Here is a 10,730-nt window from a genome sequence, read left to right on the forward strand (position 1 = left end):
AGGTATGTACCTACAGGAGGTGTGGGATGACAACGCTGAGTGCCCGGGAATTCAACCGTGATGTCAGCGCCGCTAAGCGCGCTGCTCTTGATGGACCAGTGGTGATCACTGACCGCGGCCGCGCATCGCATGTGCTGTTGTCGGCGGAGCGTTACGAGGAGCTCGTGGCGAACACATCTAATTGGGCGAGTCGCCTCCACATGGACGAGGACATCGAATTTGAACCGGCCCGCATGGATTTCGGTCTGAGGGATCCGGGGCTATGAGTTTCCTGCTGGACACCAACGTGGTCAGCGAGCTTCGAAAGCCCGCCTCAAAAGTCAATCCCGGAGTGTTGGCCTGGTCGTCAAAACACCCGCTTGTCGAGCAATTTCTCTCGGCCGTCACCATCTTCGAGCTTGAGCTGGGGGTGTCGCTGAAGGAACGCCGCGATCCAGTGCAAGGCGCGAAGCTGCGGGCGTGGATCGAAGATCAGGTGAAGCCGTCATTCGAAGGGCGGGTACTACCGTTTGATGCTGCGGTTGCTGCGCATGCGGCTCGCCTGCACGTGGATGATCCTCGCCCTCTGGCGGATTCTTTCATCGCGGCAACAGCGCAGCTACATGGTCTTGCTGTTGTGACCCGGAATGAGCGTGACTTCATCCCATTCCGGGTACCGTGCATCAACCCCTGGTCGGATTAAGCCGTCACCGCGCTCGCGCGCTCCTCGGCGCGGCGCACGGCGGCGATGGTCGGGTAGGTGACCGGCAGCAGGACGACCTCCATGAGGGTCTTCCACAGGAAGCCGACGATGACGTAGTTCACGAACGCGCCGACGGAGTCGATGCCGATCACGCCGGCGGCGATGGAGCAGAACAGCAGGGTGTCAGCGAATTCACCCACGATTGTCGAGCCGATCAGGCGTGCCCACAAATGGTCGGTGCCGAAGCGGTCCTTAATTTTCTGCAGCACCCACGCGTTGAGCAGCTGGCCCACGACGTAGCCGGTGAGCGATGCCAGCATGATGCGCGGCAGCAGACCCAGCACGGCGGCGAAGGTGTCCTGCATGTCGTAGAAGCTGGCGGCGGGCAGCCAGATCGCAATATAGAAGGACAGCACCGCGAGCACGGCGACACCGAAACCGGTGAACACAGCACGGCGGGCGGCTTTGAATCCGTAGACCTCAGCGATCACGTCACCGATGACGTACGAGATGGGGAAGAGGAAGAACGCGCCGTCGGTGACCAGTGGCCCGAGTTCGACGCCTTTCTGTGCGGTGATATTGGAGATGAGGAAGACCGCGCAGAACACCGCGAGCAGGTACGGGTACGGCGAGCGCGCGATGGGGTGCGTGTGGGAAATGGGATTCGACATGCGCAATATCATTGCACATATGTCTCACTCACAACCTTCAGCCGGCCGTTATGCACCGAGCCCGAGTGGGGATCTCCACTTCGGCAATTTACGCACGGCGGTGCTCGCGTGGTTGTTTGCGCGTCAGTCGGGCCGCAAGTTCTACATGCGCGTGGAGGACATTGATTCGGAGCGTTCCAGCATGGAATCGGCCCGCCGCCAGCTCGAGGATCTCGCGGCGCTGGGCGTCGAGTGGGATGAGCCGGTCGTCTACCAGCACGAGCGCGGCGATGCGTACGCGTCGGCGCTGGCCACGCTCGACACGTATGAATGTTATTGCTCCCGCCGCGATATCCGGGAGGCGGCTTCCGCGCCCCACGCGCAGCCGGGCATGTACCCGAGCACGTGCCGCGACCTCACGGAAGAGCAGCGCGCTTATCGACGATCCCAGCTCGCCGACCACGGCCGCCTCCCCGCGATCCGCCTGCGTGCCCATGCCCGTGAGTGGACTGTGTCCGATTACTACAAAGGCGAATTCACCGGCCCCGTCGACGACGTGATTCTCAAGCGCGGCGGCAACCTGAACCAGGCACAAGCGGGGGATTGGGCCTACAACCTCGCCGTGGTGGTCGATGACGGGTTCCAGAATGTCGACCAGATCGTCCGTGGAGATGATCTTCTGGAATCAGCGCCCGCGCAGGCGTACCTCGCCGACCAACTCGGCCTGCCCCAGCCGACCTACGTTCATGTTCCGCTCGTGATAAATGCCCAAGGAAACCGTTTGGCGAAGCGCGACGGCGCGGTCACTTTGCGGGACATGTTGGCTCACCGAACTATCGCAGAAATTGTCGAGCAGCTCTCCGCCTCAGTCGGTGTCGCGGGCGCCACCAGCGCGGATGAGTTGATGCAGAAATTCACGCCGGAAATGCTTTCCTGCGAGCCATTTTTGTGGACATGACGTCAATGAAATCCCTTGACCGCACATGGTCCTCACCTGATTGTGATGCCTTTAGGCCCTCCGCGGTGGGGCGGGTGAATCTGTTTACATTGAAAATAATGGGTGGACTTAAACCTGCTGGTTAAAAAGTTGGGGCTGTCAAGCAGTCGGCGTGAAATGTAAACAGATTCACCGGCGCTCACCGGCGTGCCAGGCTGAAGTCGCGTGGGCCGAGCAATCGGGAGGGGGAATCAAGCGCCGGGGAAAGACCAAAATTCCCCCAGCCCTTATGTGTGGGCTGGGGGACATTGCGGAGGATGTGGGATTTGAACCCACGAGGGTCGTGAAACCCGCACGCGTTCCAGGCGTGTGACATAGGCCGCTAGTCGAATCCTCCAGCGACGTTTCCCGCCTTGCAAGCATGGCCTGCGCAGCGCGTCGAGCCACTACTTTAGCGGATACTGGGGTGGGGACAAAATTGGTGGTGGGGCGGGGCGTCGATAGGCGGAATGCGTGCTTTTTTGAACTGGTTGCCGCAAGCTACTAGACTTTCCCCCAGGATCTCACGCGGTGTTTATCTTGTGAACTCCCCCAGGGCGGGAACGCAGCAAGGGTCAGCGAGCTCTGGCAGGTGCGTGGGGTCCCTTTATTTCGCGCGGATGCGGTGGGGGCCGCGCCAGCGGGGCGCATGTAATCTGGGCGACGTAAACGGTTCCACTCCTTAAAGGAAGTGATCTCCCCCATGTCCCTGCTCAATCTGGACGCCGCTGCCCGCGAGGAACTCGCGACGAAGGTGCGCGAGGAATACGAAACGCTCAAGGCCCGCAACCTGGACTTGGACCTGACGCGCGGTAAGCCGTCGTCGGAGCAACTCGACCTCAGCAACGACCTGCTTGAGCTGCCGGGCAAGGGCAACTACGTGGATGCCGCCGGCACGGATGTGCGCAACTACGGCAACCTCAAGGGCATCAAGGACATCAGGGAGATCTGGGGCGAGCTCATCGGGGTGCCGGTGGACAACCTCTATGCGGAGGATTCGTCCTCGCTGAACATCATGTTCGACCTGATCAGCTGGTCCTTCATCTTCGGAAACAACGACTCGGAACGCCCGTGGCGCGAAGAAGAGACCGTGAAGTGGATCTGCCCGGTCCCGGGCTACGACCGCCACTTCGCCATCTCGGAGAAGTTCGGCTTCGAGATGGTCACCGTGCCCATGCTTGACGACGGCCCCGATGTCGATGCCGTCGCCGAGCTGGTCAAGGATCCGGCGGTGAAGGGCATGTGGGTCGTGCCGATGTTCGCCAACCCGTCTGGTGTGACTGCGACTGAGGAGGTCGTGCGCGCACTCGCATCGATGGAGACCGCCGCGCCGGATTTCCGCATCGTGTGGGACAACGCCTATGCCGTGCACACCTTCACCGAGGACTTCCCGCAGATCATCGACGTGCTCGGTGCGGCTGAAAAGGCCGGCAACCCGAACCGCTTCTGGGTGATGAGCTCCACCTCCAAGATCACGCACGCGGGCGCGGGCGTGGCCTTCTTCGCGTCGTCGACGGAGAACCTGGACTGGTACGCCTCCATCGCTGGGATCCGCGGTATCGGCCCGAACAAGATCAACCAGCTGGCCCATGCAAAGCTCTTCGGTGACGCCGACGGTGTGCGCGCCCTGATGCAAAAGCACGCGCAGATCCTCAAGCCGAAATTCGACGCTGTGCTGGAGATCCTTGAGGGTCGCCTCGGCGAGTACGAGGTCGCGCGCTGGACGACTCCGGCCGGCGGCTACTTCGTCTCCCTCGACGTCATTGACGGCACGGCCACCCGCGTGTGGGAGCTCGCCCGCGAAGCCGGCATCACCCTGACCAAGGCCGGTTCTGCTTTCCCGAAGGGCGAGGACCCGAACGACCGCAATATCCGTCTCGCGCCGTCGCTTCCGCCTCTCGACGAAGTCCGTACCGCTATGGACGGTGTCGCCACCTGCGTGCTGCTCGCGGCACTGGAGAAGCTCGAGAACTAGTGACTCCCGCCGAAACACACGCCTGGCTCACCGACGTTCTCGGTCCGATGGACCTGCTGAATGTCAATGGCATGACCATCGGTGTCGCGCCTGTGCTTCCGGCGGCGGTGACCGTCGGGTTCAGCGAGATCGATAGCGGTCTCGTTGTCGACGACCCGGACGCGGATAGCGCTGGGCTGACCGAGGTTCGCTGCGAAATCATCTGCGCCGCCGACGGCGCGACCCCGCAGCAGCGTGTCATGGCGGTCGCGGGCGCGTGGAACACGCTGGTTAACGCTGGTATTCCCGGTCAGCCGGGTACGGCTCTTCCGGGGCTGGTGAACGACCCGGCGCTGACCGTCCATCACGGCCTGCTTCGCGAACCCGAAATCTTCGATCGCGGGACACCCTTGGTCAACGAGCCCGCCACCGACGACGCCCCGGCACGCATGACACTGCTGCTGGAGCTGGTCCTGCTCACCGACGACGAATACGAGCTCGCTGAGGAGCAGGGGCTCGAGGTGCTCGAGCGCCGCCTCCGTCGTCGTCAGACGAGCCTCGGCGATTGGGCCCGCGAGTAGCCCCGCGATAGGTGATCTCGCGCTAGGTGATCCCGCGCTCGGACAGGTACATCAAGATTGCACGGACGCGGCGGTTCTCCTCGTCGGGCGTGAGCCCTAGTTTCGAGAAAATAGCAGAGACGTGCTTGGCCACAGCGGCGCCAGAGAAATAGAGCTTCTCCGCGATCTCGGCGTTGGATAGTCCTTCGGCCATGAGCTCGAGCACTTCACGTTCGCGCGGGGTGAGCGTGGTCAGCCACTGGGAGCTGGCCGCCATGAGCTCGCTGGCTACATCTGGGTCGATGACAACGCCACCGGATGCGACGGTCTCGCAAGCCTGAACGAAATCCTTCACCTCGGCGACGCGGTCTTTGAGCAGGTAACCGGTGCCGCCGTGGCCGCCGGAGAAGAGCTCGCGGGCATAGGCAGGGGCGACGTACTGCGACAGCACGAGCACATTCACTGGGCCGGTTTCGCGCAGCTTGAGTGCAGCCTGGAGGCCGTCGTCACGCATGTTCGGAGGCATGCGCACATCGGTGATCACGAGGTCGGGAGCATGCTTATCGACGGCACCCGGCAGCGCGTCCGCATCCCCCACCTGCTCCACCACCTCGTGGCCCCGCCGGGTGAGCAGACCCGCGACACCTTCGCGCAGCAGTGCCGAATCATCGGCGATTACGATCTTCATTGCGCTAACCCACTTTCTCCTCGGTACAGCAATAACGGTATCCGTGCGGTGATGGTGGTGGGGCCGCCTTGGGGTGAATTGAGCTCGATCGACCCACCGAACGCGGCAATGCGCTCGCGCATCCCGTCGAGCCCACCACCAGGCACAATGTGGGCACCGCCGTTTCCGGAGTCGGTGACAGCGACGTTGAGGGTCGCATCGGAGGTGATGAGCACGCTGACGGGGGCGCCGGGCGCGTGCTTCGCGGCGTTGGTCAGGGCTTCGGAGGTGAAGAAATAGGCGGCGGCGAGGACGGAGTCGTCGATAAGCGGTAAATCGTGCGGTGCGCGGACGGTGACGTGCGGGCCGTACTGCGCGGCGGCTGTCTCGACGGCTTCGACGAGCCCGCGGTCGGTCAGCTCGCGCGGGTGGATGCCGCGCACGGTGCGGCGCAGGGCGTCGAGGCCGTTTTTGAGGTCGCGGGCGGCGGCGTCGAGAAGCGGCGAGTCTGTTTCAAGCTGCGCTTCGCCGAGCTTCATCGCGGCTGCCACGAAATATTGCTGCGCGCCGTCGTGCAGGTCGCGCTCGATGCGGAGCCGTTCGACCTCGTACGCTTCGGCGATCTTCCGCCTGGATGCCGTCAGCTCGTGGATCGCGCGTGCTGCTTCAGCCTCGTGGTTCTTCTTCCGCCACATGGTGTTGAGGGTAGCGGGGTAGTGCTGGCACTACCCGTATTCGGGAGCCTGCGCCATGGTGGACGCGCGCGGCACACAGTGAAATAGGAACCATGCTCGAACTGAACGACATCACGAAATCATTCACCCAGCAACGGGTTCTCGAAGGAATCAGCCTGGACATCGGCCCCGGCGAATCCGTCGCCATCATGGGCCCGTCCGGCTCCGGCAAATCGACGCTGCTGCACTGCATGTCAGGAGTGCTCGTGCCCGACCACGGCGAGGTCCGCTTCAACGGGCGCGACATCGCATCGCTTGACGACGCCACCCGCTCCCAGCTCCGCCTCGACCACTTCGGCTTCATCTTCCAGGACGGGCAGCTCATGCCCGAACTGACTGCAAAGGAGAACGTGGCTCTGCCGCAGATCATGCGTGGCGAATCACGCTCGAAGGCCCACGCGGAGGCCACGGACATGCTCACGCGGCTGGGGCTGGGCGCGTTTGTGGATCGCTTCCCGGGCCAGCTTTCCGGCGGGCAGGGCCAGCGCGTCGCGATCGCCCGCGCCTTGGCTGGGCCGCCGTCGGTGGTCTTCGCCGACGAGCCGACTGCCGCACTCGACCAGGCCACCGGCCATGAGGTGATGCAGCAGATCACGGCGGTGTCGAAGAAATTCGGTGTGACGCTCGTGCTGGTCACCCACGACCCGAAGATTGCGCAGTGGTGCGACCGTCGGATCGAGATTCGTGACGGTCTCATTCACGCTGAGGGCCCGAGCAAGGTGATGCCGGCATGAGCACCCTGACCTTGATGTCCGCTGCGCAGTCTTCCTCCAGCGAGGGCCGCTCCCAACGTCAGACCGGCGAACGCTGGGTGCACGTGTTGTCTCTCGTGGCGTTTTCCGTGTCCACGTGGATCCTGTGCACCCTGGCTGCCGGAACGTGGATGTTCGCGCAACGTCACATGCACCCGCATGAGCGTCTCGTTGAGGTGCAGGAGAGCGCGGGCGGACCCCTGTCTATGTTTTATATCTTCCTTGCTCTTTTCGCGTCGCTGCTGGTGGTGCCGACGCTATTGGGTTTGCTCACCCAAGCTGCGCGCGCGAACCTCGGCGGCCGTGAAGAGCAGCTGGCCATTCTGCGCCTTATCGGTGCGACTTCTGGTCAGGTGCGCGGAATGATGATTCTCGATGCACTGCGTCAGGCCATTGTCGGCCTCGCCGTCGGTACTGTGCTGTACCTGGTCAGCGTGCCCGCCTGGTCGCTGCTGACCTTCCAGGAAAAGCGAATTGAGACCTGGGAGATGTTCACGTGGTGGGTCGTGCCCGTTGCGTGGGTGGTCGTCCTGGTTCTCGCCGCCGCGTCCGTCTGGCTCGCCTTGCGCCGCGTGGCCGTCACCCCGCTGGGCGTCACCAAGAAGGTGCCGCCGAAGGGGCAAAGCGTGGTCACTCTGGTCATCTCATTGGCGGCGGCTATTGCCCTGTACCGCTACTTGAGCACGCTGACGATCGCCCCGGGGGCCGATGCCACCGAGTTCTTTGCGACGCTCATTGTCGCCGCCGGCGTGCTGATGGTCAACGCACTCATCGCCGTCGGCGTTATCCAGCTGATCGCCCGAATCAGCTACCTACTGCCCGGCTCCGCCACCTACGTGGCCACCCGCCGCGTCGGCCGCGGGGTGAGGACGACCTGGAAGCGCGTCGCCGCGCTGTACTTCGTCGCGTTCATCGCGGGCGCCGGAAGCGGCTTCTCCGCTATCCCTGAGATCGACGATGACCCGGCTTTGAAGATTGTCACCGCCGACATTCCCTCCGGCGTGGCCATCACCGCGATCTTCGGCGCCGTGCTGCTTATCGCCTCCACGCTGCTCACCCAGGCGTTGGCCGTGGTGGAGCAAAAGCAACTGACCAAGTCCCTCTACTTCATCGGCGCTCCCGCGAAGTTCCACACCTCTGTGGCGATCCGCGAGGTGGGAATCCCGATGGCTCTGGTGACTCTCATGGGCTTCGGCATGGGCAGCCTGATGGGACTGGCGTTGGTCATCGCACCGGTCGATGCCCTCCTGACGCGGCACGCACTCTTCGCCGTGCTGATCGTGCTTGCGCTCGCCGGCTGCGTCGCCGCTGTCGCCGCCACCGGCAAGCTCCGCGAGCGCGTGCTTTCCGAGACCGGCCGGCTCAACGACTAGCTTCTAGAAGCTGCGGCTAGTGGCTGGGCTCCCCAGCATCAGCCCGCCGCGAGCGCCGCTGCGCGCTGGTAGGACACGCCCAGAACCTGGCCCATTTCCCGGACACTGAAGCCCTGGTCCCGCATTGAACGGGCCAGGGCCCGCTTCGCGTCGGCGGCTTCGCGGGTGGCGGCTTCCGCTTTCCTGTTTGTCTGCTCCGCGTGGACACGAAGCGTCTCGATCTCGTCGGGCAACACCGGAACCACCTCGACCTCGAACTCTGATGGCGCGAGTCCCGACTGGTACGCGATCGCTTCGGCCACTTCGTCTTCCGCCCGGTCCAACCGGCTGGTCTGGGAGACCACCCCGAGCTCTGTGCATTCCAGGACCCACACACCGCTGGTGCCGCGCTCGGCGGTCACTGTGAACGTGTTCATCGCCACCATCCCTTTCCCAGCTCTGCTTCGAACTGGTCGAAAAATTTACGTGCAGTGAGGTCGTCGATTTCGCTGTGCCTGCCCAGCGTCCGCGTGACGCTTCCGACCCTGTAAGCATCATGTCGGCGCAATGGGATTTCCTCGAACTCAAGGCCGCGCCGTCGTGCCTCGAGCTTCAACTTCTTAATTACCGCACGCCGTTTCAATCTTCAAGCCCCCCAAGATTAAGTTTGTCTATGCCCTATTGACGCTGTTGCAGAATTCTTCCTTTATTTAGACTGCGAAAAGAGCGCATTGGTTCCCTTGCGAGGAGGCGATGACGGCGTAGTTCGCGCATGGACTGAACCACATAAGTACAAGTGGGGAGTCAACTAAGACGTGAAAAGCTCTACCTGTACTCGATTGATGCAGGTTAGTTGGTGGCGGACTTCGCGTATCTCATGCCGCGGTGAAGGCGCCGATCGCTTGGCGGATGAGCTCGGACCGGGTCACGTTCTTCTTGGTGGCGAGATCGTCGAGTGCTTTCAGTTCATCGTCGGTGAGGCGGACTGCGACGACCTGTGCGGGAGTTGATCCCCGTCCCGGGCGCCCGCGGCCGCGCTTCTTCAGGAGCTCTGGGTCGTAGCCGATCTCGGCTTCGGCGACCCAAGCGTCGAGCTGTTCTTGGCTGGCGTTCACAGGCATGTGAATACTGTATAACGAAAATATCTGCGCTGGCAATGCCCACTTGCAGGCTGACCCACGGTGGGTGTCGCGGGCGCCTAGTAGGGTGAAACCGTGGCTTTGTACCGGAAGTATCGCCCAGCCTCGTTCGCCGAGATGATTGGGCAGGAGCAGGTGACGCGCCCGCTGTCCACAGCGCTGGATAACGGGCGGGTCAACCACGCTTATTTGTTCTCGGGGCCGAGGGGAACGGGCAAGACGTCGTCGGCACGCATTCTGGCGCGCTCGCTGAATTGCGTTCAGGGGCCGACATCGACGCCGTGCGGGGTGTGCCCGTCGTGCGTCGCGCTCGCGCCGGGCGGGCCGGGCAACCTGGACGTCACGGAGATGGACGCCGCGTCGAACGGCGGTGTCGACGAAATGCGTGAGCTGCGCGAACGCGCGTATTTCGCGCCGGCAGAATCGCGCTACCGCGTGTTCATCATCGACGAGGCCCACATGATCACGGGCGCGGGCGCGAACGCCCTGCTGAAGATCGTGGAGGAGCCGCCGGAGCACCTCGTGTTCATTTTCGCGACGACGGAGCCGGAGAAAATCATCGGCACGATCCGTTCGCGCACGCACCACTACCCATTCCGTCTGCTCACGCCGCAGGCGATGCGCCAGCTCGTCGAGCGCACGGTCGCCGCGGAAGGTGTCACGGTCGACGAGAACGTCTACCCGCTGGTCATCCGCGCCGGCGGCGGTTCCCCGCGCGACACCCTGTCCATCCTCGACCAGCTGCTCGCAGGAGCCGGCCCCGAGGGCTTGACGTACGAGCTCGCGTTGCCGCTTCTCGGGGTTACGGACCTTTCGCTTATCGACGCCACCGTGGACGCCCTTTCCTCCCGCGACGCCTCCGCCCTGTTCCAGGCCGTCGACGACGTGATTGAGGCCGGCCACGAGCCCCGCCGTTTCGCGATCGACCTGCTCGACCGCCTACGCGATTTGATGATCATTCACGCCGTCCCGGACGCCTTCGGCCAGGGACTCGTGGATGCCCCTGCCGACCGTGCGGAGATTCTTACCGCCGAGGCTGACAAATTCCCCGGCAACCAGCTCGCCGCGCTTGCCACTGAGGTAAACGAGCGCATCACCTCCCTGCGCGGCGCGACCTCCCCGCGCCTGCTGCTGGAGATCATGATGGCGCACCTCCTTGGTGTTCTCACCGGCACGCAGGCACCTGCCGCCGTCGCCGGTCTCACTGAGCTCCAGGACGCCTCCGCCGAGGCCGCCGGCATGGGTGACAAGCCCCGCGGCGCCG

The 10,730-nt window shown here is 63.7% G+C and carries 13 protein-coding genes, 1 tRNA gene and 1 other RNA gene; 9 read left to right on the top strand and 6 right to left on the bottom strand.

Features of this window, described 5'->3' with window-relative positions; translation table 11 throughout:
• The first annotated feature begins 26 nt into the window (after positions 1-26).
• Both J5Y21_RS10195 and J5Y21_RS10200 read left to right on the top strand, forming a co-directional pair.
• Positions 27-266 carry a type II toxin-antitoxin system Phd/YefM family antitoxin gene (locus J5Y21_RS10195; protein ID WP_210575263.1) on the top strand — a complete coding sequence of 80 codons (240 nt, stop codon included), beginning with the start codon at positions 27-29 and terminating at the stop codon, positions 264-266.
• Positions 263-682: a type II toxin-antitoxin system VapC family toxin gene (locus tag J5Y21_RS10200; RefSeq protein WP_210575265.1), complete on the top strand. Its 420-nt coding sequence runs from the start codon at positions 263-265 to the stop codon at positions 680-682. Before J5Y21_RS10195 ends, J5Y21_RS10200 begins: the two co-directional genes overlap by 4 nt.
• On the opposite strand, the gene J5Y21_RS10205 is transcribed toward J5Y21_RS10200, so the two are convergent.
• Positions 679-1,365 carry a queuosine precursor transporter gene (locus J5Y21_RS10205; RefSeq protein ID WP_210575275.1) on the bottom strand — a complete coding sequence of 229 codons (687 nt, stop codon included), beginning with the start codon at positions 1,363-1,365 and terminating at the stop codon, positions 679-681. The genes J5Y21_RS10200 and J5Y21_RS10205 overlap by 4 nt on opposite strands.
• 7 nt (positions 1,366-1,372) lie before the next feature.
• On the opposite strand from J5Y21_RS10205, the gene gluQRS reads away from it, so the two are divergent.
• Positions 1,373-2,290, top strand: coding sequence for a tRNA glutamyl-Q(34) synthetase GluQRS (gene gluQRS, locus J5Y21_RS10210; RefSeq protein WP_210575278.1), 918 nt, complete (start codon positions 1,373-1,375; stop codon positions 2,288-2,290).
• A 290-nt stretch (positions 2,291-2,580) separates the two neighbouring features.
• Here gluQRS and J5Y21_RS10215 read toward each other — a convergent pair.
• A tRNA-Ser gene (locus tag J5Y21_RS10215) sits at positions 2,581-2,666 on the bottom strand.
• Positions 2,667-2,823: 157 nt separating this feature from the next.
• On the opposite strand from J5Y21_RS10215, the gene ffs reads away from it, so the two are divergent.
• The 3 genes from ffs (at position 2,824) to J5Y21_RS10230 (ending at position 4,843) form a co-directional block, all read left to right on the top strand.
• Positions 2,824-2,920, top strand: an RNA gene (gene ffs / locus J5Y21_RS10220) — signal recognition particle sRNA small type.
• A gap of 91 nt (positions 2,921-3,011) precedes the next feature.
• Positions 3,012-4,283, top strand: a complete 1,272-nt coding sequence (locus tag J5Y21_RS10225; protein ID WP_210575280.1) for a PLP-dependent aminotransferase family protein — start codon at positions 3,012-3,014, stop codon at positions 4,281-4,283.
• Entirely contained in the window at positions 4,283-4,843 is a 561-nt protein-coding gene (locus J5Y21_RS10230; protein ID WP_210575282.1) for a hypothetical protein, read from the top strand. The genes J5Y21_RS10225 and J5Y21_RS10230 overlap by 1 nt, the downstream gene beginning before the upstream one ends.
• 22 nt (positions 4,844-4,865) lie before the next feature.
• Here J5Y21_RS10230 and J5Y21_RS10235 read toward each other — a convergent pair whose 3' ends face one another.
• The gene (locus tag J5Y21_RS10235; RefSeq protein ID WP_210575292.1) at positions 4,866-5,510 is read right to left on the bottom strand and encodes a response regulator transcription factor; all 645 of its coding nucleotides are present in this window, start codon (positions 5,508-5,510) and stop codon (positions 4,866-4,868) included.
• Positions 5,507-6,184: a histidine kinase gene (locus tag J5Y21_RS10240; RefSeq protein ID WP_210575294.1), complete on the bottom strand. Its 678-nt coding sequence runs from the start codon at positions 6,182-6,184 to the stop codon at positions 5,507-5,509. Before J5Y21_RS10240 ends, J5Y21_RS10235 begins: the two co-directional genes overlap by 4 nt.
• 92 nt (positions 6,185-6,276) lie before the next feature.
• Here J5Y21_RS10240 and J5Y21_RS10245 point away from each other — a divergent pair, with 92 nt between their 5' ends.
• Complete coding sequence (locus J5Y21_RS10245) at positions 6,277-6,957, top strand: ABC transporter ATP-binding protein (protein WP_210575296.1); 681 nt, start codon at positions 6,277-6,279, stop codon at positions 6,955-6,957.
• On the top strand, positions 6,954-8,348 hold the full coding sequence (locus J5Y21_RS10250; RefSeq protein ID WP_210575298.1) for an FtsX-like permease family protein: 1,395 nt from the start codon (positions 6,954-6,956) through the stop codon (positions 8,346-8,348). The genes J5Y21_RS10245 and J5Y21_RS10250 overlap by 4 nt, the downstream gene beginning before the upstream one ends.
• A 38-nt stretch (positions 8,349-8,386) precedes the next feature.
• On the opposite strand, the gene J5Y21_RS10255 is transcribed toward J5Y21_RS10250, so the two are convergent.
• Together J5Y21_RS10255 and J5Y21_RS10260 are read right to left on the bottom strand one after the other, a co-directional pair.
• Positions 8,387-8,764, bottom strand: a complete 378-nt coding sequence (locus tag J5Y21_RS10255) for a hypothetical protein (protein ID WP_246875159.1) — start codon at positions 8,762-8,764, stop codon at positions 8,387-8,389.
• 438 nt (positions 8,765-9,202) lie between these two features.
• Positions 9,203-9,448: a CopG family transcriptional regulator gene (locus tag J5Y21_RS10260; RefSeq protein WP_210575301.1), complete on the bottom strand. Its 246-nt coding sequence runs from the start codon at positions 9,446-9,448 to the stop codon at positions 9,203-9,205.
• 93 nt (positions 9,449-9,541) lie between these two features.
• On the opposite strand from J5Y21_RS10260, the gene J5Y21_RS10265 reads away from it, so the two are divergent.
• A partial coding sequence (locus tag J5Y21_RS10265; RefSeq protein ID WP_210575304.1) for a DNA polymerase III subunit gamma and tau occupies positions 9,542-10,730 on the top strand: 1,189 nt, incomplete at its 3' end.

This window comes from Corynebacterium sp. Marseille-P3884 (genome assembly GCF_017942225.1).
Taxonomy (GTDB): Bacteria; Actinomycetota; Actinomycetes; order Mycobacteriales; family Mycobacteriaceae; genus Corynebacterium.